This is a genomic window from Sphingomonas melonis DAPP-PG 224 (assembly GCF_000379045.1).
Taxonomy (GTDB): Bacteria; Pseudomonadota; Alphaproteobacteria; order Sphingomonadales; family Sphingomonadaceae; genus Sphingomonas; species Sphingomonas aquatilis.
In genome coordinates, this window is sequence record NZ_KB900605.1 from 3,357,166 (window position 1) to 3,382,766 (window position 25,601).

Annotated in this window: 19 protein-coding genes and 2 pseudogenes; 12 read left to right on the forward strand and 9 right to left on the reverse strand. The window is 68.5% G+C overall.

From position 1 onward, the window contains the following. Positions 1 to 17: 17 nt before the first annotated feature. The 4 genes from SPHME3_RS0116330 to SPHME3_RS0116345 all read left to right on the forward strand — a co-directional run bounded on the left by SPHME3_RS0116330 (position 18) and on the right by SPHME3_RS0116345 (position 5,268). Positions 18 to 1,982, forward strand: a complete 1,965-nt coding sequence (locus SPHME3_RS0116330; RefSeq protein WP_018251089.1) for an ATP-binding protein — start codon at positions 18 to 20, stop codon at positions 1,980 to 1,982. 115 nt (positions 1,983 to 2,097) lie between these two features. After that, positions 2,098 to 3,273, forward strand: a complete 1,176-nt coding sequence (gene lptF / locus SPHME3_RS0116335; protein WP_017978285.1) for an LPS export ABC transporter permease LptF — start codon at positions 2,098 to 2,100, stop codon at positions 3,271 to 3,273. After that, positions 3,270 to 4,361, forward strand: a complete 1,092-nt coding sequence (lptG, locus tag SPHME3_RS0116340; protein ID WP_017978284.1) for an LPS export ABC transporter permease LptG — start codon at positions 3,270 to 3,272, stop codon at positions 4,359 to 4,361. The genes lptF and lptG overlap by 4 nt, the downstream gene beginning before the upstream one ends. 301 nt (positions 4,362 to 4,662) lie before the next feature. Further along, the gene (locus SPHME3_RS0116345; RefSeq protein WP_017978283.1) at positions 4,663 to 5,268 is read left to right on the forward strand and encodes a hypothetical protein; all 606 of its coding nucleotides are present in this window, start codon (positions 4,663 to 4,665) and stop codon (positions 5,266 to 5,268) included. 8 nt (positions 5,269 to 5,276) lie between these two features. On the opposite strand, the gene SPHME3_RS0116350 is transcribed toward SPHME3_RS0116345, so the two are convergent. Next, on the reverse strand, positions 5,277 to 5,801 hold the full coding sequence (locus tag SPHME3_RS0116350) for a hypothetical protein (RefSeq protein ID WP_017978282.1): 525 nt from the start codon (positions 5,799 to 5,801) through the stop codon (positions 5,277 to 5,279). 48 nt (positions 5,802 to 5,849) lie between these two features. Beyond that, positions 5,850 to 6,944, reverse strand: a complete 1,095-nt coding sequence (locus tag SPHME3_RS0116355; RefSeq protein ID WP_017978281.1) for a fatty acid desaturase family protein — start codon at positions 6,942 to 6,944, stop codon at positions 5,850 to 5,852. Between the two features lie 322 nt (positions 6,945 to 7,266). Between SPHME3_RS0116355 and SPHME3_RS0116365 the strand changes: the two genes are divergently transcribed. Next, a complete protein-coding gene (locus SPHME3_RS0116365; RefSeq protein WP_017978279.1) occupies positions 7,267 to 8,421 on the forward strand; it encodes a hypothetical protein in 1,155 nt (384 codons plus the stop codon). A 9-nt stretch (positions 8,422 to 8,430) separates the two neighbouring features. On the opposite strand, the gene SPHME3_RS0116370 is transcribed toward SPHME3_RS0116365, so the two are convergent. The 5 genes from SPHME3_RS0116370 to SPHME3_RS0116390 form a co-directional block, all read right to left on the reverse strand. Next, entirely contained in the window at positions 8,431 to 9,483 is a 1,053-nt protein-coding gene (locus tag SPHME3_RS0116370; protein ID WP_017978278.1) for a GGDEF domain-containing protein, read from the reverse strand. 184 nt (positions 9,484 to 9,667) lie between these two features. Then, positions 9,668 to 10,972 carry a nicotinate phosphoribosyltransferase gene (pncB, locus tag SPHME3_RS0116375; protein ID WP_017978277.1) on the reverse strand — a complete coding sequence of 435 codons (1,305 nt, stop codon included), beginning with the start codon at positions 10,970 to 10,972 and terminating at the stop codon, positions 9,668 to 9,670. A gap of 60 nt (positions 10,973 to 11,032) precedes the next feature. Beyond that, positions 11,033 to 13,534 (reverse strand): PAS domain-containing protein, encoded by a 2,502-nt coding sequence (locus SPHME3_RS0116380; protein ID WP_311773836.1) that lies wholly within the window; start codon positions 13,532 to 13,534, stop codon positions 11,033 to 11,035. 62 nt (positions 13,535 to 13,596) lie between these two features. Continuing rightward, positions 13,597 to 14,964, reverse strand: coding sequence for a sensor histidine kinase (locus SPHME3_RS0116385; protein ID WP_017978275.1), 1,368 nt, complete (start codon positions 14,962 to 14,964; stop codon positions 13,597 to 13,599). Further along, positions 14,961 to 15,635 carry a response regulator gene (locus SPHME3_RS0116390; protein WP_018251091.1) on the reverse strand — a complete coding sequence of 225 codons (675 nt, stop codon included), beginning with the start codon at positions 15,633 to 15,635 and terminating at the stop codon, positions 14,961 to 14,963. The genes SPHME3_RS0116385 and SPHME3_RS0116390 overlap by 4 nt, the downstream gene beginning before the upstream one ends. Before the next feature lie 86 nt (positions 15,636 to 15,721). Between SPHME3_RS0116390 and SPHME3_RS0116395 the strand changes: the two genes are divergently transcribed. Genes SPHME3_RS0116395 through SPHME3_RS0116405 form a run of 3 tightly spaced genes read left to right on the forward strand, consistent with a single transcriptional unit; the run spans position 15,722 to position 21,614 of the window. Further along, positions 15,722 to 16,984 (forward strand): efflux RND transporter periplasmic adaptor subunit, encoded by a 1,263-nt coding sequence (locus SPHME3_RS0116395; RefSeq protein WP_017978273.1) that lies wholly within the window; start codon positions 15,722 to 15,724, stop codon positions 16,982 to 16,984. After that, positions 16,981 to 20,196 (forward strand): efflux RND transporter permease subunit, encoded by a 3,216-nt coding sequence (locus tag SPHME3_RS0116400; RefSeq protein WP_017978272.1) that lies wholly within the window; start codon positions 16,981 to 16,983, stop codon positions 20,194 to 20,196. The genes SPHME3_RS0116395 and SPHME3_RS0116400 overlap by 4 nt, the downstream gene beginning before the upstream one ends. Continuing rightward, the gene (locus SPHME3_RS0116405) at positions 20,193 to 21,614 is read left to right on the forward strand and encodes an efflux transporter outer membrane subunit (protein ID WP_017978271.1); all 1,422 of its coding nucleotides are present in this window, start codon (positions 20,193 to 20,195) and stop codon (positions 21,612 to 21,614) included. Before SPHME3_RS0116400 ends, SPHME3_RS0116405 begins: the two co-directional genes overlap by 4 nt. 158 nt (positions 21,615 to 21,772) lie before the next feature. Here SPHME3_RS0116405 and SPHME3_RS0116410 read toward each other — a convergent pair whose 3' ends face one another. Next, on the reverse strand, positions 21,773 to 22,360 hold the full coding sequence (locus SPHME3_RS0116410) for an FKBP-type peptidyl-prolyl cis-trans isomerase (protein WP_017978270.1): 588 nt from the start codon (positions 22,358 to 22,360) through the stop codon (positions 21,773 to 21,775). A gap of 109 nt (positions 22,361 to 22,469) precedes the next feature. Continuing rightward, positions 22,470 to 22,676, reverse strand: coding sequence for a 30S ribosomal protein S21 (rpsU, locus tag SPHME3_RS0116415; protein WP_017978269.1), 207 nt, complete (start codon positions 22,674 to 22,676; stop codon positions 22,470 to 22,472). Between the two features lie 227 nt (positions 22,677 to 22,903). Here rpsU and SPHME3_RS0116420 point away from each other — a divergent pair, with 227 nt between their 5' ends. The 4 genes and pseudogenes from SPHME3_RS0116420 to SPHME3_RS20840 all read left to right on the forward strand — a co-directional run. Beyond that, positions 22,904 to 24,046, forward strand: a complete 1,143-nt coding sequence (locus tag SPHME3_RS0116420; RefSeq protein ID WP_020486442.1) for a fumarylacetoacetate hydrolase family protein — start codon at positions 22,904 to 22,906, stop codon at positions 24,044 to 24,046. Next, positions 24,043 to 24,825: an SDR family NAD(P)-dependent oxidoreductase gene (locus SPHME3_RS0116425; protein ID WP_017978267.1), complete on the forward strand. Its 783-nt coding sequence runs from the start codon at positions 24,043 to 24,045 to the stop codon at positions 24,823 to 24,825. The genes SPHME3_RS0116420 and SPHME3_RS0116425 overlap by 4 nt, the downstream gene beginning before the upstream one ends. Positions 24,826 to 24,977: 152 nt before the next feature. Further along, positions 24,978 to 25,113: pseudogene (locus SPHME3_RS20835) on the forward strand (SDR family oxidoreductase); the annotation flags it as partial. A gap of 168 nt (positions 25,114 to 25,281) precedes the next feature. After that, positions 25,282 to 25,413 (forward strand): annotated as a pseudogene (locus SPHME3_RS20840) (SDR family oxidoreductase); the annotation flags it as partial. Between the last annotated feature and the right edge of the window lie 188 nt (positions 25,414 to 25,601).

Below are 25,601 nucleotides of genomic sequence, written 5' to 3' on the forward strand. Positions count from 1 at the left end.
TTAGCGTCGCTGCCGTGATGCGGGACGGCGCCGAGATGGCCCCGGGGGGGGATTCCGAACGCAATGCGGCGTGGCGGACCGTCACGCTAGTCGTGATGGGTCTGCTCGGCGCAGCGGTGCTCGTCGCACTGATCGTGACGCTGGGCGAGGCGAACCGCCAGCGCGACCGCGCGCTTGCGGCGCAGGCGCACAGCTATGACGTGATGATCCTGGCCCGCACCCTGTCGGGCACGATCGCCCGATCGGAGGCGTCGCTGGGCCGCTACGTCATCAGCGGCAAGGCGGAGCAGGAGCTCGGCCAGCTCTATTACGATCAGTGGCGGCTGGCGGGTACGCAGCTCAACAAGCTGGAAGGGCTGACGCGCGAGACCGGCGAGCAGAGCGCACGCGTGGCGCGGCTGCGCGAGGCGTACCAGCAGCGCGGCGAGGAGCTGTCGCTGACTGCGCTCAGCACCACCTATGGCAAGAACGCCCAGGCGCTCGCCCGCTACTACAAGGCGCGCCAGTCGCCGACGCTGGCGGCGATCGACCGGACGCTGGACGAGATCATCGAGGGCGAGCGCGCGCTGCTGGACGCGCGCACCGCCGATGCGATGCGCACCGTCGACCGGTCGAGCCGGATCGCGGGCGTGCTGGCGGTGTTCGGCGGGCTGATCGTGATCGGCGCGGTCGTGCTCGGCTGGCTGACGGTGCGGGCGATCGGCGAGCGGGCGCTGGCGCGGGCCGACGCCGATGCGGCGCGTGAGCGGGCCGAGGCGCTGGCGAATGCGGTGCGACAGGCGACCGACGAATTGCGCGTGCAGGAGGCCAAGCTGCGGCAGGCGCAGAAGATGGACGCGGTCGGGCAGCTGACCGGCGGTATCGCGCATGACTTCAACAATATGCTCGCGGTGGTTCTGGGCGGACTCGAGCTGGCGCGACGGTCGCTGGTGGGGGATCCCGACGCCGCGGCGCGACACCTGGACAATGCGGCCGATGGCGCAAACCGTGCGGCGGCGCTGACCCGGCGACTGCTCGCCTTCAGCCGCGAGGAATCGCTGAAGCCCGAACCCATCGCGGCGGCGCAATTGGTGTCGGGCATGTCGGAGCTGATCGACCGGACGCTGGGCGACGGCATCACCGTGACGACGCGCGACAGCGCCGGGGGATGGCAGGTGCGCGCCGACCGCGTGCAGCTGGAAAATGCGATCCTGAACCTCGCGGTCAATGCGCGCGATGCGATGCACGGCCGGGGCGATCTGGCCATTGCGACCGGCGCGGTGACGCTGGACGAGCATCAGGTCGATCATTGCGCGGCGGGCGATTACGTGACGATCGCGGTGGCCGACACCGGTGAGGGCATGACGCCCGAGGTGGTCGAGCGCGTCTACGAACCCTTCTTCACCACCAAGGCCGCGGGCAAGGGCACGGGGCTGGGCCTCAGCCAGATCTTCGCGCTGGTGCAGCAGCTGGGCGGCGCGATCGCGATCGACACCGCTCCGGGCGACGGCACCACCGTGACGCTGTACCTGCCGCGCGACCGGCAGCAGCCGCAGGCCGAGACGTCCGTCGTGGCCGCGACCCCGCCGGCACCGGCCGTCGCGCCGGAGGGCCTCCACGTGCTGGTCGTCGAGGACGATCCGCGCGTGCTGATGGCGACGATGGGCGCGCTCGACGAGCTGGGCCACCATGCCATCGCCTGCGACGCGCCGACAAAGGCGGCAGGGCTGCTGGCGAGCCATGCGGGGATCGACCTCATCATTTCCGACGTGCTGATGCCCGGGCAGACGGGGCCCGAGCTGATCGCGGAGATCGGGCCTGCCTATCCGCATATCGCCGTGCTGTTCGTCACCGGCTTTGCCGGCGAGGCGAATGCGAGCGAGTTCGGCCACCATCAGGTCCTGCGCAAGCCGTTCACGCTGGGCGGTCTGGAGCGCGCGATCGCGACCGCCATGGCGCAGGGCGACCGCCCCGCCCCGCCGCACCAGATCGCCGCGGAGTGACGGGCGGCGACACAGGCTGTCGCCGGGGGCTGACGTGCCCCGCCATCCCGCTTATAGCCTTGGCTCCTTTCCCCGGCGCGAGCCTTCGTTCAGCATGACTTCCCTCGATCGTTACATGGCCCGGCTGATCGCGTTGCCGTTGTTTTCGACGCTGACGATCGCCGCCATGCTGCTGGTGCTTGACCGCATCCGCCGGCTGTTCGACTTCGTCGCAACCGAGGGCGGACCGATCAGCGTCGTGTGGCGGATGCTCGCGAACCTGCTGCCCGAATATCTGGGCCTGGGCATTCCGATCGGCCTGTTGCTCGGCATCCTGCTCGCCTTCCGCCGGCTCGCCGCCAATTCGGAGCTGGACGTGCTGCGTGCGGTGGGCGTCAGCTATTCGCGGCTGCTGCGCGTGCCGTTCATGTATGCGCTGATCCTCGCGGCGCTCAACATCGCGATCGTCGGCTTCGTCCAGCCCAAGGCGCGATACTATTACGAGCAGCTGCGCTTCGAGCTGCGCACGGGCGCGCTGGGCGCGTCGATCAAGGTGGGCGAGTTCACCCATTTCGGCGACCGCATGACGCTGCGCATCGAGCAGAGCCATGACAGCGGGCGCAAGCTGGACGGCATCTTCGTGCGCTACAGCGACAAGGGCACGACCTATTCGGTGACGGCGCAGTCGGGCCAGTTCCTGGCGACCGACGATCCCAACACGATCATCTTCCGCCTGACCAACGGCACGTTGGTCCACAAGGCGCCCAATTTCGCCGTGCCGCGCGTGCTGACCTTCACCAGCCACGACCTGCCCATCCCCCTGCCCCGCTACGAGAATTTCCGGCAGCGCGGCGGCCGCAACCTGGAGTTCACGCTGCCCGAACTGGCCAAATTGGGCCATGCCTCGGCCAGCGAGCAGCAGCGCGACAGCAGCCGGTCGGAGTTCCATTTCCGCTTGGTCGAGGTGGCGACGATGTTCCTGCTGCCGCTGCTCGCGGTGGCGCTGGGCGTGCCGCCGAAGCGATCGAGCTCGGGCGTCGGCGTGTTCCTGGCGATCGTGATGATCGTCGCCTACCACAAGGTGAACGAATATGCCGCGTCGATCGGCGAACTGGGGCGGATCGACCCGCTGATCGCGCTTTGGGTGCCGTTCGTGATCTTCGCCGGCCTGATCATCTGGATGTATTATCAGATCGCCTATGTGCCCGGCGGCCAGCCGATCGGCGCGATCGAGCGCGCCTTCGGCAAGATCGGGAAGGCGATCACCCGTTACCTGCCCGGCCGGGGTCGCAAGAAGGGAGTGGCGGCATGAGCAGCTTCTTCCCGTCGCGCACCGTCGCCATCTACATGGGACGGATGTTCCTGGTGCGCACCTTCGGGTTGCTCGCCGCGCTGCTGCTGATCCTGCAGACGCTCGATCTGCTGAGCGAATCGGGATCGATCCTGGCGCATCCGGGCAACACGCAGGCGCAGGTGTGGACGTATGTGACGCTGCGCGCGCCGCAGATCATCGCGTTCCTGCTGCCCTTCTCCGTCCTGCTCGGTACGATCCTGACGCTGATCACGATGAACCAGAACAGCGAGGTCATCGCGCTGAAGGCCGCCGGTCTGTCGGCGCATCAGGTGCTAGCGCCGCTGCTCGTCGCGAGCCTGGGGGTCGCGGCGGTGAGCTTCGTGTTCAACGAGCGGATCGTGACGCGCGCGACCGCGACGCTCGACCAGTGGAAGGACGTCGATTACGGCGCGCTGCCGATCGACCGGGGTGAGCGCACCAACGTCTGGGTGCGCGATGGCGATGATCTGATCGCGGTGCAACAGGTGCGTGGGCGGGGCAATGCCACGCGCCTGGGCAACATCACCGTCTACGACCGGACCGCCGGGCGGCTGGAGGCGATCATCACCGCGCCGCACGGCCACCGGGTGGCCAACGGCTGGGACATCGAGCCGGCGACGCGCTTCGACGTGGCGAGCGGCAAGCTCCAGTCGCTGGGCCGGGTGACGATCGCCGGCGACGTGCGCCCCGACCAGTTCACGCTGGGCAACGTCAATCCCGACGGGCTGGACTTCACGCAGCTCAATGCCGCGATCGGCGACCTGCGCGATGCGGGGCGGCCGACCAAGTCGCTGGAGGGTACGCTGTGGCACAAATTCTCCGGGCCGCTGTCGGCGGTGCTGATGCCGTTGCTGGGCGCGGTGGCGGCGTTCGGTATCGCACGATCGGGTCAGCTGTTCGTGCGCGCGGTGATCGGCATGGCGCTGGGCTTCGCCTATTTCGTCGCGGACAATTTCGCGCTGGCGATGGGCAATCTGGGCGCCTACCCGCCCTTCCTCGCCGCCTGGGCGCCGTTCCTGCTGTTCCTGCTGATCGGCGAGGCGGTGCTGATCCGCACCGAGGAATAGGGGCACGCGGAAAGTCACAAAAGTCTCACCCGCGCAGGTGTTTTTCGAATCCCGCGTGGGGGAGTGAAAGAGCGGTGGCGCATGACCGATACACGGGTGGCACATCCCGTTGCGTGTAGGACAGCGGCATATCCGCCGATCCTATGATGAGCTGGCGGCCCAAGGACTTAGAGCATGATATTCGGGTCTGTTCGCGACCCGCGGTCCAACAGCGCCCGGTCCTGACGCTTCGTTAACCATGGAGACCTATCCTCCTCCGGCGTCGTGCGCTGTGTCGCACGGCGGCAGGGGATGTCGGGCGATGGCCAATCTGACCGGAACGGGTGCTGCGGCACTGATGCAGGCGCAACTGGCATCACGCTATGGCGTGGCGGCCCGCACGTCGACCACTGCCGTCACCGCGACCGGCACCGCGCCGGCGGCGCAGCCGGCCAAGACCGGGACGAGCGCGAGCAAGGGGGACGTGGCGACGATCTCCCCCGCTGCCAGGCGCGCGTCCGCCCAGATCGCCGACGCGAAGAAGGATTTCACCGCGCTGTCCAAGGAGGTCCGCGCGACGCTGGACGCGCAGTATAAAAGCGCGGGCAAGACGGCGACGCCCAAGCTGGACGAGCTGTCGGGCCGGGCGCTGGCGGCGATCGCGCTCAACCAGACCGGCGGCTTTTCGCGGACCGAGGTGAGCGCCGCCAAGGCAGCCCTGCAATCGCGCGAGCGGGAGAGTGCGACGGGCGCGATCAAGGGCGGCAGCTTTGCGGCCTACAGCCAGACGCTGGTGACGCAATACGATGCGATGAGCAGCGAGGAACGCCAGGCGCGGGGGTGGAGCGAGCGCACGCGCGATGCGGCCGCGACGCTGGCCGCGCAGACGAATGGAGCGATGCCCAGCCTGTTCGATCAGATGGGGTGATCCGCCGGTCAGGGGATCGACAGCGCACCATCGAGAATGGCGGGCATGCGCATCACCAGCGCATCGGCGAGCTTCGTGCCGAGCACGTGCGGATCGTCGGCAGGCGTGCCACCAACCTGCGTCGTCACCGCGGTGCCGGTCCATAGGGTGCGATCGCTGCGCACGTCGACGAGGGTCAGCGTCATGCGCGTCACGACCAGGGGCCGCAAATCCTGCTTGCGGGTCGGCAGGCTGATCCGGACGCCCCTGCCCCAATTGCCGACGCTGACATCGGGGCCCGCCACCGGCGCGGGTGCCGTGACGAGGCCGCGGACGTCGCGATCGATCGTGACGCGGGCCTGATAGCGGCTCGGCCCGGCCGGGGGGCGGACGAGGAAGTCGGCGGCGGAGAGCGACGATCCGACCGTTTCGGCAAAGGCCGCCGCCTGATCGTCGTCAGCGCGTATCGCGACCGTGACGGTGCCTTTCGGCAGCGGATTCGGCGTTGCGGTGACCGCCTCGGCGAGCAGGGCCATGGCCAACACGATGCTCATGCGGCCATTCCCCCTCGATATGCCCCAATCGGGCGACCCTACGCCGGTTTAGCGGGCGACGAAAGTGCTCCGCACGATCTTGTTCACCAGGCCCGGCAGGCCGGCATAGCTCGCCTTGTGATAGGGCGAATCCTGCTCCAGCGCGGCGGTGATGCGGCGGTGCGCCTCGCCCAGCGAATGGTACGGCAGGCTGGGCAACAGGTGGTGCAGCGCGTGATAGCGCAGGCCTACGGGCGCCCACAAAGCCGGCAACAGCGCAGGCGGGGGCACGTTGACCGAGTCGAGATATTGCGCGGTGACGCTCATCGGCTCGCCGTCATTTTCCCACAGATGCGCGACGAGGGTGCGCACCTGATTGACCACCGCAACGCCCGATCCGATTCCCAGCGCGATCAGCACGCCACGCAGTGAGAAGACGCCGGTCGCGGTCAGCACGACGATCGCGATCGCCCAAAGGCTGGCGGCGGTTTCGACGCGGTTCCACAGCACCTTCGCCTCGCCCTCCGGCGCGCGGCGGCGGAAGGACGGGTTGATCGCCAGCGCCGAATAGCGTTCGACGATCGTCGTGCGCAGCTTGGGCGACAGCAGCGAGATCGGCGACAGGATCGCATAGCGGATCAGCAGACCGATCGGCGCCAACGCAGAGATGACGACGAAGGCGGGCAGCGTCCACGGCTTCATCAGCGCGAGCGGCAGATATTCGGGGTCCTCCGACGTGCCGTAGCGCGTCTTGGCATGGTGCAGGTTATGCACGCCTTCGTACATGAAGCTGGGGGTGAGCATCGGCACGCCGACCAGCGCGTTCCAGCCGCCACGGAAGCGCGGCAAGGCGCTGTGCTTCATGTGGCTGACTTCGTGGATGAAGCTGAGCGCGCGGTACAGCGCCAGCGCCGACACCACTGCCGCCAGCACGACCCAGCCGGTGCCCTGCACCGTCACCGCGACCGCCAGCGCGCCATAGCCGATCACCGCCGAGGCGATCAGATCGGCCCAGTAGATGCCGGGGCGCGGCGCGATGAGGTCACGCGTCAGTTCGGCAGCGGCGCGCAGCATCGCCTTGTCGTCGGCGATCCGCGGGCGCGGGGTCCGCGCGGCGGCTGCCGCCGGAGCGGGGCTGCGCGAGAGGGTCAGCGAGCTTTCCATGGCGTGGTCCATTGCCCGTAGATAGTGGCGACAGCGTGGCATTTACAGGCGTGCGACGGTGCATCCTCTCGATCACAGATGACGGAATCGTCACTCGACCCCGTTGCCCGACGTGCTAGAGCTGACCGATGTTCGGCGCCGCAGCTTAGTCCTCCCCCGCCAGGGGGAGGTGGCGCCGAAGGCGGTGACGGAGGGGGCGGACAGGAATATCCTCGGTTACGAGGCGCTTCCCTAACCTCCCCCTCCGTCATGCCTCACGGCATGCCACCTCCCCCTGGCGGGGGAGGACTGAATGGAGTGCATGGTCCGACATGGGAGGGATATGTTGAGCGACCTGACGATTACGCCCGTCACCAGCAAGAGCGACCGCAAGGCGTTCGTCGACCTGCCGTTCCGGCTGTACAAGGACGATCCCAACTGGGTGCCGCCGCTGAAGGGCGAGGCGCTGGGTCTGATCACGCCCGAAAAGAACGGCTGGTACAGCCACGCCAAGGCGCAGCTGTTCCTGGCGCGCGAGGGCGGCCGCGTGGTCGGGCGCATCTCTGCGCATATCGATACGCTGGCGCTGACCATGCCGGCGGTGCAGGGCTTCGGCCCCGGCGTCGGCCAATGGGGTCTCATGGACGCCGAGCGCGAGGATATCTTCGTCGCGCTGCTCGCCAAGGCCGAGGACTGGCTGCGCGCGCAGGGCATCACGCGCGCGCTGGGGCCGATCTCGCAGTCGATCTGGGAAGAGCCGGGCCTGCTGGTGCAGGGTTTCGACCATGCGCCGACGATCATGATGGGCCATGCCAAGCCCGAGTATCAGGGTTGGATCGAGCGTGCGGGCTATACGGCGGCCAAGCAGCTCTTCACCTATGAGCTGGATATCACCCAGGAATTCCCGCCGATCGTCAAACGCATCATCAAGTCGGGCGAGAACAATCCGCGCATCGTCGTGCGCGAGGTCGACAAGCGTAAGTTCGAGGAAGAGGCGGCGATCATCCTCGCCATCCTGAACGATGCGTGGAGCGACAATTGGGGGTTCGTCCCCCTCACCCCGCCCGAAATCAAGGACGTCGGCGTCAAGCTGAAGCCGATCGTGTTCAACGACCTGATCCGCATCGCCGAACTGGATGGCAAGCCGGTGGCGTTCATGATCACGCTTCCCGACCTCAACGAGGCGATCAAGCCGCTGAACGGATCGCTGCTGCCGTTCGGCTGGGCGAAGCTGTTGCTGTGGCTGCGCCATCCCAAGGTGCGCACGATGCGCGTGCCGCTGATGGGCGTGGTGAAGGAGCTGCAATCCTCGCGGATGGCGAGCCAGCTCGCCTTCATGATGATCGAATATATCCGCCGCGCGTCGGTGGAACGCTATGGCGCGAGCCGCGGCGAGATCGGCTGGATCCTGGAGGACAATCAGGGGATGCGGTCGATCGCCGAGACGATCCAGAGCCGGGTCAACAAGACCTACACCGTCTACGAAAAGACGCTGTAGGCGGTAGCGTCAGGCCGCGTTGCGGGACGTGGCCTGACGGGCGGCCTGTCGGTGGCGGCGGCGCTTGGCGGCATAGAGGGCGGCATCCGCATCGGCGAGCAGCCGCGCGGCGCCATCGACCGCGAGCGAGCCGCTCGCGCAGCCGAGGCTGACGCCGACGCTGACCAAGGCGCCGTGTTCGCGCAGATGGATCGGGCGGGTGATGGCTTCGCGTACGGCGGCTGCCATGACCTCCGCCATCTGGGCGCCGGCATCGGGCAGGACGATCACGAACTCATCGCCGCCGAGCCGCGCCACCACCTGTTCCCCGGCCACCGCGCGCAGGCGTGCGCCGATCTCCACCAGCAGCCGATCGCCCGCGGCATGGCCGTAGCGATCGTTGATGCCCTTGAACCCATCGAGGTCGAGGAACAGCAGCGACACCGATCGGGTGCTGGTGCCGGCCAGGCGTTCGAGCTCGATATCGAGGCCGGCGCGGTTGACCAGCTGCGTCAGCACGTCGGTGCGCGCGAGCTGCTGCGCCTGGCGCTTGGCGGCGAGGACCGCCAGCAGCGTGCGATTGTTCTGGACGGTCAGCACGATCGACCCGATCGCGAGCACCGCGAACAGCAGGAGCACGAACGCGCCGATCCCGGCGAGTGCGCAGGCCATCGGCGCGCCCACGACCACGTGCATCGCGATGCTGAGCCGCGGCAGCGCCGCCCAGCGGATCGCGAGGCCGGTGAACAACGCCATGACCGCCATCGTCGCGGCCAGCTGCAATTCCTGGATCCCGGTCGCGAAGCTGAACGCACAGCCGACGCCGAAGGTCGCGAACATCAGGCTGGCGAGCAGGAGGATGATGCGGGCGATGCGATAGGGCACGCGGCTGTTCGTCCGCCACGCGATCCACGCCGGCACGATGCGCGCCGCGAGCAGGACAAGATCCGTGACGAGCCAGGCGACGGCCCAGCCGGTCCGTGCGAACCAGCAGGCCGACGCGCTCATCAACAGAAAGCCGAGGCTTGCGGTCAAGACGCCGACGGGGCGCAGCATCATCGTGTCGATCAGATCGGCGCGCAACGCTATATCATCACGTGGGACACCCAGCGCGCGATCGAACGCCCGCTCCGCCCTGCGCAGGAATGTCCCGATGACCGACACAACCAACTCCGTTCCGGCGAGACTCATACCCGGCGCGTCTTAACATTTTGTGCAAAACGGACCAATCCCGCGTGGTCGCGATCGCGGCGACGCACCGGCGGCGTCACACCGTGACGCTGCGCGCCGGCCGGCCCTCGTCGCCGAAGATGCGGCGATAGCGGGCGATTTCAGCAGGATTGCCGGTCGCCTTGGCGGGATTGTCCGAGAGTTTCACCGCCGGACGGCCGTTGGCGGCGATGACCTTCGCGACCAGCGAAATGGGTTCGAGCGCATGGCCGCCCTCAGGGTCGCAGCCCCGGAAGTCGTTGGTCAGGTTCGTACCCCAACCGAAGCTGGTCCGCACCCGGCCGCGAAAGTGGCGCGCGGTCGCCTCGATGCTGTCGACGTCCATCCCGTCCGAAAAGATCAGCAGCCGCTGGCGCGGGTCGACGCCATGCGCCTGCCACCAGGCCATGATCTGTTCGCCACCCTCGATCGGCGGCATCGAATCGGGGCGGAAGCCGGTCCAGTCGGCCAGCCAGTCGGGGGCGTGCCGCAGGAAGGCCGCGGTGCCGAAGGCGTCGGGCAGCGCGATCAGTAGATTGCCGTCGTAATGCGCACGCCATTCCTCCAGCACGCGATAGGGCGCGGCGGCGACCCCGGCATCGTCGCCCGCCAGCGCTGCCAGCACCATCGGCAGTTCGTGCGCGTTGGTGCCGATCGCTTCCAGGTCGTTGTCCATCGCGAGCAGGACGTTGGAGGTGCCGATGAAGCGGCTGCCCAGCCCTTCCTTCACCGCCTCGACGCACCAGCGCTGCCACAGGAAGCCGTGGCGCCGGCGCGTCCCGAAGTCCGACAGGACGAGATCGGGGATGGCGCGCAACCGCTCCACCTTGTCCCACAGTTTCGCCTTGGCACGGGCATAGAGGATGTCGAGCTCGAACCGCCCCCTGCCCTTCAGCGCGGCGCGCGAGCGCAGTTCGTTGACGATGGCGAGCGCCGGGATTTCCCACATCGTCGTGTGCGTCCAGGGCCCGTCGAAATGGAGTTCGAACTGGCCGTCGATAGTGCGCAACTCGTAATCGGGCAGGCGGAAGTCGGCGAGCCAGGCGAGGAAATCGGGCGCGAACATGCGCTGCTTGCCGTAGAAGCTGTTGCCGGCGAGCCAGATCAGCTCACGCTTCGAGAAGCGCAGCGACCGGGCATGATCGAGCTGTTCGCGCAGTTCGCGTTCGTCGATCACCGCGCCGAGGCGCACCGACGTGGTGCGGTTGATCAGCGCGAAGGTCGCCTGCACGTCGGCATGCCGCTGCCAGATGAGCTGCAACATCAGCAATTTGTAGAAATCGGTGTCGAGCAGGCTGCGCACCACCGGGTCCAGCCGCCAGCCGTGATTGTAGACGCGCGTGGCGATATCGGTGACGGGCATGAGAAATCCTGAGGCGCGAAGAATGTTTAGCGATCGGGTGTAGCCGATCGCCGGGCGAGGTCACACACGCGGCGACGCGGCCTCGACGCCAAGCTCGGGCTCGCGCATCGGGGCGGCGAACACCTTGGGGCCCGCCAGTGCCGCGGCGAGATCGGCCTCGCGGAACGGCTTGGGGAGGTGGGCGAGATCGGGCGAGAGCGTCTCGACATCGGCATAGCCCGAGACGATGAGCACCCCCAGATCGGGCTGGTCGGCGCGCAGGCGGCGTGCCAGTTCGGTGCCGGTCATACCCGGCATCAGATGATCCGACACGAGCAGGTCGGGCGACAGGCCGTCGCGCATCAGGCGCAGCGCCGCGTCCGCGCTGTCCGCCTCGACCACGCGATAGCCGATATCGTGCAGCATCTGCGCCGCCGCGGCCCGTACCGCGCCCTCGTCGTCGACCAGCAAGACGCAGCCCGCGCCATGCACCGGCGCCGCGCCAACCGCGTCGGGGACGGGCGAGACGGATACGAGGCTGGCCGGAAGCCACAATTCGGCGACCGTCCCCGCCCCCGGCGTGCTGGCGAGCCGGAACGTGCCGCCGAGCTGGCTGGCGAGACCATGGACCATCGACAGGCCCAGCCCGGTGCCGCGGCCGACGCCCTTGGTGGAGAAGAACGGCTCGATCGCGCGGGCGAGCGTGGCGGCGTCCATGCCGTGGCCGGTGTCGCTGACGCTGAGACAGACATAGTCGCCGGGCGCGAGCGGGTCTTCCGCCTCTGTCAGGTGCGTGTGACCCAAAGCGACACGCATCACGCCGCCGGTGGGCATGGCGTCGCGGGCATTCACCGCGAGGTTGAGGAGCGCCATTTCGATCTGGTTGCGATCGGCGATCGCCGGCAGCAGCCGTTCGGGCGCGTCGATGACCAGCTGGATCTGCGGGCCGACCGTCGTCGTGAGCAGCGCCGCCATGTCGCGCGTCAGGGCGACCAGATCGACCGCATCGGGCTGCAACGGCTGGCGCCGCGCGAAGGCGAGCAGGCGCTGCACCAGGGTGCTGGCGCGCTCGGCAGACTGGATCGCGCCGTCCAGCAGGCGGAGGCTGCGGTCGCCGTCGGGGAGCTTGCGGCGCAGGAAATCGAGACCGCCCAGGATCGGGGTCAGCAGATTGTTGAAATCGTGCGCGACGCCGCCGGTCAGCTGGCCGATCGCCTCCATCTTCTGGCTCTGCCGCAGCGCCTCTTCGGTGCGCTGCAGCGCCTCGTCCTTCCGCCGCGCCTCGGTCACGTCGCGGCCCGAACCATAGATCAGGCCGCCCTCGGTCGAGGTCAGCCAGGAGATCCAGCGCAGCGATCCGTCATGGGCGAGATAGCGGTTTTCGACGACCGGTACGTCCGCGCCGGACGCCGCCGCCGCGAGGGCCGCCTGGGTCATGGCGATATCGTCGGGGTGGACGAAATCCGTTACGGGACGCCCCGCGACGTCGTGCTGCGAGTGGCCGAACAATGCGGTCCAGGCGGGGTTGACCGAGCGGAACCGGCCATCGGGTTCGACCACGACGAGAAGGTCGCGCGAGAGGTTCCAGACGCGGTCGCGCTCGGCGGTGCGTTCCTCGACCCGCCGTTCGAGCCGTTCGTTGGCGGACTGGACCGCGGCGAGCAGGCGCGCATTCTCGATCGCCACCGCCGCCTGCGCGGCGAGGCCTAGGATCAGGTCCTCGTGACGCTGCGAAAAGCGATCGGCATGGGGGTGGCCGAACAGCAGGCCGCCCAAGACCTGCCCGTGCCGCGACACCACCGGTACGGCGAGGTAGCTCGTCACCTCGGGATGGCCCGGCGGCATGCCGGCAAAGGGTGCGTTGGCGCCGTAGCGGGGATCGCGGGTAATGTTGCCCGACCGGATCACCTCGTTGCGGAAGATCGGGCCCAGCACATTGGTGCCACGCGGGCGGCCCAGCCGGATGAAGTCGCCGCGTTCGCCGCCCGACAGCGTGAACAGGTGCAGCCGTTCGCCGCTGTCGTCCATGACGTTATGGAAGAACGCGCCGACCGACGCGCCGGTCAGCTCGACCCCGGCATCGGTGACCATCTGTACGAGCCGTTCGAGATCGTGTTCGGCCGCGAGCGCGGTGTTGATACGGTTGAGGGTGGCGATGGCGCGTTCGGCGCGACGTTCCTCCGTCACGTCCTGCACCGACACGCCGATGCCGGTGAGCTGGCCCGCGCCGTCGCGGATCGGCAGCCAGTTCTGCCGCCACATACTGGTGCCGTCGGGGCCGGTCATCTCCAGCCCCTTGACCGTTTCGCCCGCCAGCACCCGGGCGGCGAGCGCTATGGCAGAGTCGGCGCGGTCGGGCGTGATCTCGCCCACGGTGCGCGCGATATGATCGGCGACCGACACGCCGCTGAGCCTTGCGAAGCGATCGTCCACCCAGACGTAGCGCAGATCGGGATCGAGGATGGCGAGCCCGACCGACGATGCCGCATACATCGCCGCAAGCTGTTCGGCCGGATGCGCCTTAGACCCCGAATGCCTCACTCGACCCTCAATCCTCGAAGGCGCCTGCCTTCCGAACCGCACGCACAACGCCGTTGCGCCGCGGAAGTTCTGAGGGTCTGCTTTAACGCCTTGAAGGGCAAGCGCTATCCGTCATGCGGCCAGCGGGGCCGTTCGCCGGCGCGGCCGATGTCGGCCCTTTCCAGCGTCAATGTCGCGCATAGGCCATGGCCGTTCGTCCCGGTCGACAGATGGAGCGCGCCGTCGTGCGCCGCCGCGACCCGCGCGACGATCGAGAGGCCCAAGCCGCTGCCGCCGCTGCGCGTCGCGCTGCCGCGCCAGAAGCGCCGCGTCATCTGCGCCAGCGTGGCGGGGTCGATCGGCGGTCCGTCGTCGGTGACGCGCACCTGCGCGCCCGGCCCGACCGCGACGGTGATGCCAGTGCCCGGCGGGGTGTGGCGCAGGACGTTCTCGATAAGGTTTTCGACCGCAAGCTGAATGGCGTGGGCGTAGCCGCGGACCGGCGTCGGCCCGCGATCCTCCAACGCGATACGATAGCCCGCATCGATGACGATCGGTGCGCGGTCGGCGACGACCTGTTCGGCGAGGGCGAGCAGATCGACCGGCGTGCCAGCGTCCTCCGGCGGACGTTCGAGGTCGGCGAGCGCGAGCAACTGGGCGATGACGTGCGCCGCGCGATCCACTTCTGCGAGCAGCGCGGTGCGCACCGCGGGATCGGTGACGCCGTCGGCGCGCAGGCGGATGACCGACAGCGGCGTGCGCAGTTCATGCGCGACGTCGGCGGCAAAGGCGGCCTGGGTGACGAACGACTGTTCGAGGCGATCGAGCGCGGCGTTGGTGGCGATCGCCAGCGGCTCGACCTCGGCGGGCAACGTGCCCTGCGGCAGGCGGCGATCGAGCGTACGCGGGCCGATGTCGGCGGCGATCGTCGAGACCGCGCTCATCCGCCGGGTCAGCCGCCGGGCCATCCACGCGCCGACCAGCGGCACGATGAGCGTCACCGGCAGCAACAGCCAGACAAAGCGCGACAGGAAGGTGCGGACGATATCGTCGGTCACCACCTCCGGCGCGGCGGCATCCTGCGACACCACGACCCAGCGACCCCCAACCGGCCGGCTGACCGCAGCGAGCGCGCCACGGCGGACATGCCGGGTGCGCGAATCGAGCGCGATTCCCGTCACCAGTTCGGGCCGCGCGGGCCCGCGTTCGGCGAGCACGTGGCGCGAGCGATCGACGACCGCGAGCGTCAATCCGCCCGCCAGCAGGTCTACCGCGCGCACGGCGCGATGCGGCCGGTCGCCGGGCAGCAGCATCGCCACCGCATCCGCCTGCCGTTCCAGCATCACCCGCTGATATTGGCCCGCGATCTGATGGAGCAGCATCGCCGTGCCGAAGGGCAGCAGGATCGCCGCGGCGAGCGCCGTCGCGCCGTAGAGCAGCGCCACCTGCCCGAACAGCGAGCGCGGCAGGCGCAGGCGCCAGCCCTCGCTCATGTCGCCGGGCGGAGCAGGTAGCCGACGCCGCGCACCGTCTCGATCCGCACGCCGCTGCCCGCATCGTCCAGTCGCTTGCGCAGGCGGTGAACATAGACCTCGACCGCGTTCGAGCCGAGATCGCCGCCGACGCCGAACAGATGGTCCTCGACCAGCCGCTTGGGCACCACCTTGCCGAGGCGGCGCAGCAGCAGGTCGAGCAATTCGGTCTCGCGCGCCGACAGCGTCAACCGCTGCTCTCCCACCCAGGCGACGCGCGTGTCGACGTCGAAGCGCAACGCCCCGCACGCCAGCGCATTGCCGAGATAGCCGCCCTGCCGGCGCAACACCGCGAGGATGCGCGCGTGCAGCTCATCCGGGTCGAACGGCTTGACCAGGATATCGTCGGCGCCGTCGTTGAGGCCGCGGATGCGTACGTCGACGCCGCCGCGCGCGGTGAGCACCAGCACGGGACAGGTGTTGCCGCGCGCGCGCATGCGGCGCAGCACCGCGAGGCCGTCATCGTCGGGCAGGCCAAGATCGAGCAGCACCGCGGCATGGCCGGCGGTCGCCAGATAGGCCTCCGCCTCCTCGGCATCGGTGGCGAGATCGACCGTCAGCCCGCGCTGCACCATCGCCGCCGTCAGGGCGTCGGCCAGCCCGCGATCGTCCTCTACCAACAAAATCCGCATCGGACCCTTTCGCGCCGCAGCATTTGTCAGCATTCTGTAAGCGAGCCGGCCTACCGGCTCCACCCTCATTGCCTGCGAGACGCATCATGCACGCCACCGACACCCCGGAGACGCTACCCCCCGCCACGACCTTGGGTCGGTCGGCACAATGGCGGTGGCTGGGGATCGCCGCGGCGGTGCTGATCGGCATCGGCCTGCTCGTCTCGCTGATCGGCAAATTGACGCACCATGAGGAGGCGCCGCCGCCAGCGTCGCCGCCGGGCACCTTCCGCCCCAGCGCCGAACAGATGGCCGCGCTGACGACGATGCGCGTCGGCGATTCGCTGTCGGACGCGGCGACGCTGGCGAGCGGTGCGATCACCGTGGACGGCGATCGCAGCACGCCGGTCGTCATGCCCTATTCGGGCCAGGTCGTGCGTGTGCTGGTCGATGCGGGCCAGCGCGTCAGCCGGGGCCAGGCGCTGATGCTGGTGCGGACCACGGACTTCGTCGACGCGCGCAGCGGCCTGTTCGCGGCACGGGCGGCGTATCAGAATGCCCAGGCGCAGCTCGCGACGGCGCAGCGGACCGCGGAACGGCAAAAGCAGATCTACGAGACCGCTGGCGGCGCGCTGAAGGATTACCAGCAGGCGCAGGCCGACCTCGCCGCCGCACAGGCGACTGCGCGCACCACTGCCGCAGCCTTGGGCGCGGCGCGCGACAAGCTCGCGGTGCTGGGCAAATCGCCGGGCGAGATCAATCGGCTGGAGGGCGTCGGCGAGGTCACCGGCATCCATGACGTCACCACGCTGCACGCGCCGATCAGCGGCCTCGTCGCCTCGCGCGACGTAGCGCCCGGTCAATATGTCACGCAGGGCGGCGACAAGCCGGTGATGACGATCACCGACCCCTCGCGCGTCTGGCTGGTCGCGCAGGTGCCCGAAACGCAGGCCGCGTCGATCCATGTCGGCGATGCCGCGACCGTCACCACCCCCGCCCTGCCCGGCCGCCAGTTCACCGCGCGCATCGATCTGGTCGGCGCCGCGCTCGATCCCGTGACGCACCGCCTGCCGGTGCGCGCCGCGATCGCCAATCCCGACGGCGCGCTGAAGCCGCAGATGTTCGCGAGCTTCGCGATCCACCGCGCCATCTCGACCAAGGCCATCGTCGTGCCCGCGGTCGCGGTGATCCACGAAGGCGACAATGCCCGCGTCTGGGTCGTGCGGCCCGACGGCCTGCTTGTCTCGCGCAATGTCACCACCGGCGATGCGCAGGACGGCAAGGTCACCATCACGTCCGGCCTGCAACCGGGCGAGCGCATCGTCACGGCGGGCGCGCTGTTCGTCAACGAAGCGGGCCTGGGCGAATGAACCGGATCGTCGCCTTCGCGCTGCGCCAGCGGCTGCTCATCGTCGGCGTCTTCGTCACGATGCTGCTCGCCGGCGTCATCGGCTTCATCAACCTGAATATCGAGGCCTATCCGGACCCCGTCCCGCCAATGGTCGAGGTCATCACGCAGACGCAAGGCCTGTCCGCGGAGGAGATGGAGCGCAACGTCACCATCCCGATCGAAGTGCAGATGGCGGGCATCCCGCACCTGACCGCGATCCGCGCGATCAGCCTGTTTGGCCTGTCCGACATCAAGATCCAGTTCAGCTACGATTACACCAACGAACAGGCCAAGCAGCAGGTCATCAACCGCCTGTCGCAGCTGCCGCCGCTGACCGGCGGGGCGCAGCCGACGCTGTCGCCGACGAGTCCCGTGGGCGAGATCTTCCGCTACAAGCTCACCGCGCCCAAGGGCTATTCGGTGATGGACCTGAAGACGTTGCAGGACTGGGTGTTGCAACGCCGCTTCAAGCGCATTCCGGGCGTGATCGACGTCACCGGCTGGGGCGGCAAGCTGCGCGCCTATGACGTGGTGATCGACAACGACCGGCTCGCTGCACACAACGTCACCGTCAGCCAGGTCTTGCAGGCGATCGCGAAGAGCGACGGCAACGTCGGCGGCCAGACGATCAACTTCGGCAGCCAGGCCGCGATCGTCCGCGGCGTCGGCCTGATTCAGTCGGTCAGCGGCATCGAGAACGTGCTGGTCGGCAGCGCCAACGGCCAGCCGATCCTGCTGAAGGACGTGGCGCATGTCACGATCGGCAACAGCCCGCGGCTGGGCATCGCCGGCTACAACGACCAGGACGATATCGTGCAGGGCATCGTGCTGATGCAGCGCGGCGCCCAATCGATGCCGACGATCAAGGCGGTGCAGAAGGAGGTCGCGGATATCAACGCCTCCGGCATCCTGCCGCCGGGCGTGCAGTTGCAGCGCATCTACGACCGGTCGGACCTGATCAACCTGACCATCCACACCGTGCTCGAAAACATGGTGGTCGGCATCCTGCTGATCTTCGCGCTGCAATGGCTGTTCCTGGGCAATCTGCGCAGCGCCATCATCGTCGCCGCTACCATCCCCTTCGCGCTCGCCTTCGCGATCCTGATCCTGGTATTGCAGGGCGAGAGCGCCAACCTGTTGTCGGTCGGTGCGCTCGACTTCGGCCTGGTGGTCGATGCCAGCGTCATCATGGTCGAGAACATCTTCCGCCACATGGTGGAGCGATCGGCGCATGTGGAAAGCGGCAAGGGGCATTTCACGCTCGCCAACCGCTTCTCGGCGGTGCTGGGTGCGTCGAGCGAGGTCAGCCGCGGCATCTTCTTCGCCGCCGCGATCATCATCGCGAGCTTCCTGCCGCTGTTCACGCTGACCGGCGTCGAGGGCCATATCTTCGGCCCGATGGCCAAGACCTATGCCTATGCCATCACCGGCGGCCTGATCGCGACCTTCACCGTCGCGCCGGTGCTGGCGACGCTGCTGCTGCCGGACAAATTGTCAGAGGTAGAGACGTGGATCGTCGGCCGCCTGCGCCGCGTCTACGAACCTGCCGCCGCCTTCGCGCTGGGCAACCGGGTGATCGCGCTGGGCGGTGCGGTGCTGATGCTGCTGGTCGCCGTCGTCGGTGTGCGCTCGCTCGGCATCGAGTTCCTGCCGCACCTCGAAGAGGGCAATATGTACATCCGCGCGACGCTCCCTGCGTCGATCAGCCTTGAAGGCGGCCAGCCGGTCGTCAACGAGGTGCGGCGGATCATCATGAAATATCCGGAGGTCCAGTCGGTCCTGTCGGCACAAGGCCGTCCCGACGACGGCACCGATTCGACCGGGTTCTTCAACGCCGAATTCTTCGTGCCGTTGAAGCCCTTCGACAGCTGGCCCAGCGGGGTGACCAAGGAAACGCTGACCGAGGAATTGTCGAAGAAGCTGCAACAGCGCTTCCCCGGCGTCGACTTCTCCTTCTCGCAATATATCGAGGATAACGTCGAAGAAGCGGCATCGGGCGTGAAGGGCGCCAATTCGATCAAGCTGTTCGGCCCCGACCTGCCGACGCTGGAAAAGTACGCCGACCAGATCAAGGACCAGATGAGCAAGGTCCGCGGCATCGAGGATCTGGGCGTATTCCAGTCGCTGGGCCAGCCCACCGTGCGCGTCGACGTCGATCGCGCCAAGGCCGCGCGCTATGGCCTGACGCCCGACGACGTAAACCAGACGGTCGCCGCGGCGATCGGCGGCAGCTCGACCGCCGACCTGTACGAGGCCGGCACCGACCGCCACTTCCCGATCATCGTCCGGCTGAAATCGGAACAACGCGATTCGATCGAGGCGATCCGCCGCATCACGATCGGCGCGCCCGCGACCGACGGCAGCAACACCACGATCCAGGTTCCGCTGTCCGAAGTCGCCAACGTCCATCTGACCAGCGGCGCGTCGTTCATCTATCGCGAGCATCAGGAACGCTACATCCCGATCAAATTCTCGGTGCGCGGCCGCGACCTGGGCGGCGCAGTGGACGAAGCGCGCGCACGCATCCAGCGGACCGTGCATCTGCCGTCGGGCTATCATCTGGAATGGGCGGGCGAGCTGGACAACCTCAACAACGCCATCGCGCGGTTGGAGATCGTCGTGCCGATCAGCCTGCTGCTGATGCTGCTGTTGCTCTACGCCAATTTCGGGTCGATCCGCGACAGCCTGCTCGCCTTTGCGGCGATCCCGCTCGCCGTCGTCGGGGGCGTGCTGGCGCTGGCGCTGACCGGCACGGCGTTCAGCATCTCGTCCGCAATCGGCTTCGTTGCGCTGTTCGGCATCGCGGTGATGGACGGCATCCTCGTCGTGACGACGTACAACAATGCCGTCGACGAAGGGCATGACCGCAAGACGGCGCTCGCCACCACCGTGCGCCACAGCCTGCGCCCGGTCGTGATGACCTGTCTGGTCGCGGCGATCGGCCTGCTGCCCGCGGCGCTGTCGCACGGCATCGGCAGCCAGGTGCAAAAGCCGCTGGCGCTCGTCGTCGTGGGTGGCATGACGCTGGCGCCGGTGCTGATCCTGCTGATCCTGCCGGTGCTGATCGACCGCTTCTCGAAGCGCGTGCCGCCCGAGGATCGCGGCGCGCATGGGCGTGACGTCGGCCACCATCCGCACCCCGACCCCGATGCGCCCAATCCCGATGCCCCCGGTGAGGAGGCCCTCGCATGACCCGTTCCCTTGTCATCCTGCTCGCCTGCTCGACCGCGGCGTGCGCGAGCACCGTCCACGACCTCGACGCGCATGCGCCGCTGCCCGCCGCCGCGACGCCCGCCACGATCGCCCCCGCGACCGGGCCGGCGCAGGGCTTCACCACCGCGCCGGTTGCCGCCGACTGGTGGACGGCGTTCGGCAGCCCGCAGCTCAACGCGCTGGTGGCCGAGGCGCTGGCGCGCAACAATGACATTGCCGTCGCCGAAGCTTCGCTGCGGCAGGCGCGCGAGCTGGCGGGCGCGGCGGGAGGACAGGCCCTGCCGCAGATCGACGGCAGCTATCAGGCGGAGCGCACGCGCGTCTCCAATGCCCTGTCGCCCGCGGTCGCCGACCAGAACCAGCAGTTGTACACACTGCACACCGCGCAGGTCGCAGTCAGCTATCCGGTCGACCTGTTCGGCGGGGTGCGATCCAAGATCCGTTCGGCGCGGGCGCAGGCGGAGGTGCAGCGCCACCGGCTCGACGCGGCGCGTGCCAGCGTCGTCGCCAATCTGGTGCAGGCGATCGTCCAGCGCGCCGTGCTCGCCGATCAGGTCGAGGCGGCGCAGATCGCGATTGCGGTCAATCGCGACATCCTGAAGAGCCAGGTGCAGCGCCAGCGCCTGGGCGCGATCGGCGCCGCCGACGTGGCGACGCAGCAGACCGCGCTCGCGACCGCGGAGGGTGCGTTACCGCCGCTCGTCCGGCAGGAGGCACACCAGCGCGTCGTCATCGCGGCACTGCTCGGCCGGCCGGCGGGTGATCCCCTGCCCGCGCTGCCGACGCTGGCGTCGCTGCAATTGCCGACCAGCCTGCCCGCCGTCCTCCCCTCCGACCTCGTCGCGCGGCGCCCGGACGTGCGCGCCGCGGCGGCGCAGCTGGAGGGCGCAGGCGCCGACGTGCGCACCGCGATTGCGGCTCGGCTGCCATCGATCACGCTCAGCGGCACCGCGGGCGGATCGGCGCAACGCTTCGGTGACATGTTCAAGGACGGCAATCCGTTCTGGACGCTGATCGGCGGCCTGACCCAGCCGATCTTCCACGCCGGCGCGCTCCGCCATCAGCAGCGCGCGGCCGAGGCGGCACTGGATGGCGCCAAGGCGCAGTACCGCACCGCGGTGCTGACCGCGTTCGGCGACGTGTCCGATGCGCTGACCGGCCTGGCGACCGATGGTGTGGCGCTGGATGCCGCGACGCGGGCGAGCGATGCGTCGAACCGCGCCCTCACCTTCGCCCGCCGGCAGCTGGCGCTGGGCGGAGTCGATTCGCTGGTGCTGCTCAACGCAACCGCCGCCGATGCGCAAGCGCGGGCGCAGCTGGTGCAGGCGAAGGGTGCGCGGCTGAGCGACACGGTGGCGCTGTTCCTGGCGAGCGGCGGGCCTGTCGCCAGCCGGTGATCGGTCACCGCGAGCGGGAGCGTCGCATCAGGACGCTCTGGATTGCGTCGCTACGCTCGCAATGACGATCAGGGATCCGTCGAGCGGTATCGAAGCCAACGAAAAAGGCCGGCGCTGGGGATACCAGCGCCGGCCTTTTCATGTGGCGAAAGCCCGGATCAGCGGCGGGGCTGCGCGCCCGGGGGAACCGCACCCGGGGGCATCGCGCCGGGCATACCGGGCATGCCGCCCTGCTGGGCCTGCATCTGCATCTGGCGGACCACCGCTTCCGGCAGGAAGTCGATCAGGTCGATGTCGAAGACGAGCGTCGAATTGCCGGGGATCGGGCCCTTGGTCTCGGCGCCATAGCCAAGCGACGGCTTGATCCAAACGCGGTACTTCGAGCCCTTGGGCATCAGCTTCAGCGCTTCGGAGAAGCCCGGGACGACGCCGGCGACGGGCATGGGGGTCGGCTGCTGCGACTTGTCGAAGACCGTGCCGTTCAGCAGCTTGCCTTCATAGTTGATCAGCGCGACGTCCGCGTCGGTCGGCTTGGGCGCACCCGGTGCGCCGGGCTGCAGAACCTTGTACTGAAGGCCGGACGGGGTGGTGACGACACCGCGGGCGCGGGCGTTGCGAGTCAGGAAGTCGTCGCCCTGGCGCGCGAGCGCGAACGCCGCGATGCAGGCGAGCGCGATGCCGACCCAGAGGTAGACGAGGTAGCTGCGCTTGACGGGCTGCAGCGGAACGGCGGTGACGGTGGACATCAGAGCACCTGGAGCTGTGGTGCCGGGCCGGCCGTCACCGGTTCAAAAGTCGCAAAAGTCACGCCGACGCGCGTGTTCTGCACACGCACGCCAGTGTTTTTACAATGACTTACCGTGCGCCGTCGCGCTCAGCGCGCTTACGCTCGAGCTTGCGGGCGCGACGGACCGCAGCGGCACGCTCGCGCGCGCGCTTTTCCGACGGCTTCTCGTAGTGACGGCGCAGCTTCATCTCGCGATACACACCCTCACGCTGCAGCTTCTTCTTGAGCGCGCGAAGAGCCTGGTCGACATTGTTGTCGCGGACGACGATCTGCATAAAACCCAATCACTCCGGTCAATAGCTAATGCGGCCGCAGACAAGAGGTCCGCGCCGTGCGAACGGTGCCCCTAGCAGCGACCTGCCCCATTGGCAACCCGTGACGGCACGCGATGCCCGATCCTGCGCAGCCGGCGTGGCGGCAAGCGTTGACAGGTTGGCCGAGAACAACGAGTGGTAACGCTAACCGCTAAATTGACAGACAAATAACAGGAGAGTGCCGGTCCATGACTGCCTGTGTGTTCGACCCTGCCGACGCGCTGGGCGCGGAATGGCGCGAAGGCCGCTGGATCGGCCGCATCGACCGTGGCGAAGGCCCCTGCCCCGTACTGGTGGTGGACGGCATCGCCCATGACATGAGCCGCGTCGCGCCGACGGTCGCCGCTTTAGTCGCCGCCGCCGCCTTCGATCCCGCGGCGGGCGAGGCGATCGGTGCGCTCGATGCTATCGGCCTGTCGGTCGACGGCCCGGTCCGCCTGCTCTCCCCCATCGACCTGCAATGCGTGAAGGCGGCGGGCGTGACCTTTGCGGTATCGGCGATGGAGCGCGTGATCGAAGAGCGCGCCCGTGGCGATTCGAGCGCGGCGGCCGAGGTGCGCGGCCGACTCGAGGGGCGGATCGGCGGCAGCATGCGCGCGGTGGTGCCGGGATCGCCCGAAGCCGCGGCACTGAAGCAGGCGCTGATAGACGAGGGCCTGTGGTCGCAATATCTGGAGGTCGCGATCGGCCCGGATGCGGAAATCTTCACCAAATCGCCCGTGCTGTCGACGGTCGGCTGGGGCGCGGACGTCGGCGTGCGGTCCGATTCGACGTGGAACAACCCGGAGCCCGAAGTCGTGCTGCTGGTCGATGCCCAGGGCAAGGCGGTGGGCGCGACATTGGGCAACGACGTCAACCTGCGCGATTTCGAAGGGCGATCGGCGCTGCTGCTGGGCAAGGCGAAGGACAATAACGCGTCCTGCTCGCTCGGCGCGTTCGTGCGCCTGTTCGACGACCAGTTCACGATGGACGACGTCCGCAACGCCGAGATCACGCTGCGGATCGAAGGCACCGACGGCTATACGCTGGATGGCAGCAGCGCGATGAGCCAGATCAGCCGCGATCCCGAAGACCTGAAGCGACAGGCGCTGAGCGAGCATCACTACCCCGATGGTTTCGTGCTGTTCCTAGGCACGCTGTTCGCGCCGACGCAGGATCGCGACGTCGCCGGTCAGGGCTTCACCCACAAGGTCGGCGATACGGTGGCGATCGCGACGCCGCGGCTGGGGCGGCTGGTCAACCGGGTGGTCCATTCGAAGGATGCGCCGGCCTGGGAGTTCGGGATCGGTGCACTGATCCGCAATCTGGCGGCACGGGGGCTGTTGCAATGACCGACACGACGATGACCGACACTCGGGCCATCTACCCCTCGCTGCGCGATCGGCGCGTGATCGTGACCGGCGGTGGATCGGGGATCGGCGCGGGACTGGTCGAGGCGTTCGTGCGGCAGGGTGCGAAGGTCGCCTTCGTCGATGTTGCCGAGGCCGAATCGCAGGCGCTGGTCGAGCGGTTGAGCGAAGGCGCGGCGCATGTGCCGCTGTTCCGCCGGCTGGACCTGACCGACCTCGACGCGGTCGCCCGCGTGTTCGCCGACATGCAGGAGGCGCTGGGCGGCGTCGACGTGCTGGTCAACAATGCCGGCAACGACGATCGCCACACGGTCGCCGACGTTACGCCCGCCTATTGGGACGAGCGGATGAACGTCAATCTGCGCCACCAGTTCTTCGCCGCCAAGGCGGTGGTGCCGGCGATGCAGGCGGCGGGCGGCGGGGTGATCGTCAACTTCGGGTCGATCAGCTGGCATTTGGGCCTCGAAGACCTGATCGTCTACCAGACCGCCAAGGCCGCGATCGAGGGTCTGACGCGCAGCCTGGCGCGCGATCTGGGCCGCAGCAACATCCGCGTGAATGCGGTGGTGCCGGGCAATGTGAAGACGCCGCGGCAGGAGAAATGGTACACGCCGGAGGGCGAGGCGGAGATCGTCGCGGGCCAGTGCCTGGACGGGCGCATCCTGCCCGAGGACGTGGCGGCGCTGGTGCTGTTCCTGGCATCGGATGATGCGAAGATGTGTACGGGGCATAATTACTGGGTGGATGCCGGCTGGCGGTGAAGGCCTGTTCGGTTCCGTTCGTCACCCGGACTTGGTCCGGGGTCCTCTCCGCGGCTAGGGGCAAGGCAAGAGGCCAGCCGACCCCCTGCGGCCCGGTAGACCCCGGAACAAGTCCGGGGTGACGGTGTGGGTGGCGTGGCCGTCCTCTTACCCAGATCGTCGCGGGCCAGTGCCTTAACGGGCGCATCCTGCCCGAGGACGTCGCGGCGCTGGTGCTGTTCCTGGCGTCGGGATGATGCGAGGATGTGTACGGGGCATAATTACTGGGTGGATGCCGGCTGGCGGTGAGGGGGTTGGGGGAAGCCTGTTCGTTTCTGTTCGTCACCCCGGACTTGGTCCGGGGTCCACTCCGCGGCCAGGGGGACGGCAAGAGGCCAGCCGGCCCCCTGCTGCCCGGTGGACCCCGGAACAAGTCCGGGGTGACGGTGTGGGTGGCGTGGCCGTCCTCTTACCCCGATCGGTGCGGGCCGGTGCCTGCACGGGCGCATTCTGCCCGAGGACGTCGCGGCGCTGGTGCTGTTCCTGGCGTCGGATGATGCGAAGATGTGTACGGGGCATAATTATTGGGTGGATGCCGGCTGGCGGTGAGGGGTTTGGGGTGATGGCCTGCCTCGCCCCACGCCGTCATCCCCTCGCAGGCGGGGATCCATATTCTCTGACGGCTGCGACAGGGCCGACAGGTCAGCCAGTCTGGATTCCCGCCTTCGCGGGAATGACGGTACGGGGTGGGGTGACGGTGTCGGCGGAGCTACCATTGCCCCTCCCCGCGTGACTTT

Bases quoted from the DNA above. Each gene is read 5' to 3' on its own strand.
- SPHME3_RS0116355 (WP_017978281.1), bottom strand. From the start codon at position 6,944: ATGGAAAGCTCGCTGACCCTCTCGCGCAGCCCCGCTCCGGCGGCAGCC.
- SPHME3_RS0116345 (WP_017978283.1), top strand. From the start codon at position 4,663: ATGGCCAATCTGACCGGAACGGGTGCTGCGGCACTGATGCAGGCGCAA.
- SPHME3_RS0116405 (WP_017978271.1), top strand. From the start codon at position 20,193: ATGACCCGTTCCCTTGTCATCCTGCTCGCCTGCTCGACCGCGGCGTGC.
- lptF (WP_017978285.1), top strand. From the start codon at position 2,098: ATGGCCCGGCTGATCGCGTTGCCGTTGTTTTCGACGCTGACGATCGCC.
- SPHME3_RS0116395 (WP_017978273.1), top strand. From the start codon at position 15,722: ATGCACGCCACCGACACCCCGGAGACGCTACCCCCCGCCACGACCTTG.
- SPHME3_RS0116365 (WP_017978279.1), top strand. From the start codon at position 7,267: ATGTTGAGCGACCTGACGATTACGCCCGTCACCAGCAAGAGCGACCGC.
- SPHME3_RS0116420 (WP_020486442.1), top strand. From the start codon at position 22,904: ATGACTGCCTGTGTGTTCGACCCTGCCGACGCGCTGGGCGCGGAATGG.
- SPHME3_RS0116410 (WP_017978270.1), bottom strand. From the start codon at position 22,360: ATGTCCACCGTCACCGCCGTTCCGCTGCAGCCCGTCAAGCGCAGCTAC.
- SPHME3_RS0116400 (WP_017978272.1), top strand. From the start codon at position 16,981: ATGAACCGGATCGTCGCCTTCGCGCTGCGCCAGCGGCTGCTCATCGTC.
- SPHME3_RS0116350 (WP_017978282.1), bottom strand. From the start codon at position 5,801: ATGAGCATCGTGTTGGCCATGGCCCTGCTCGCCGAGGCGGTCACCGCA.
- SPHME3_RS0116330 (WP_018251089.1), top strand. From the start codon at position 18: ATGCGGGACGGCGCCGAGATGGCCCCGGGGGGGGATTCCGAACGCAAT.
- SPHME3_RS0116390 (WP_018251091.1), bottom strand. From the start codon at position 15,635: ATGCGGATTTTGTTGGTAGAGGACGATCGCGGGCTGGCCGACGCCCTG.
- SPHME3_RS0116385 (WP_017978275.1), bottom strand. From the start codon at position 14,964: ATGAGCGAGGGCTGGCGCCTGCGCCTGCCGCGCTCGCTGTTCGGGCAG.
- SPHME3_RS0116425 (WP_017978267.1), top strand. From the start codon at position 24,043: ATGACCGACACGACGATGACCGACACTCGGGCCATCTACCCCTCGCTG.
- pncB (WP_017978277.1), bottom strand. From the start codon at position 10,972: ATGCCCGTCACCGATATCGCCACGCGCGTCTACAATCACGGCTGGCGG.
- lptG (WP_017978284.1), top strand. From the start codon at position 3,270: ATGAGCAGCTTCTTCCCGTCGCGCACCGTCGCCATCTACATGGGACGG.
- rpsU (WP_017978269.1), bottom strand. From the start codon at position 22,676: ATGCAGATCGTCGTCCGCGACAACAATGTCGACCAGGCTCTTCGCGCG.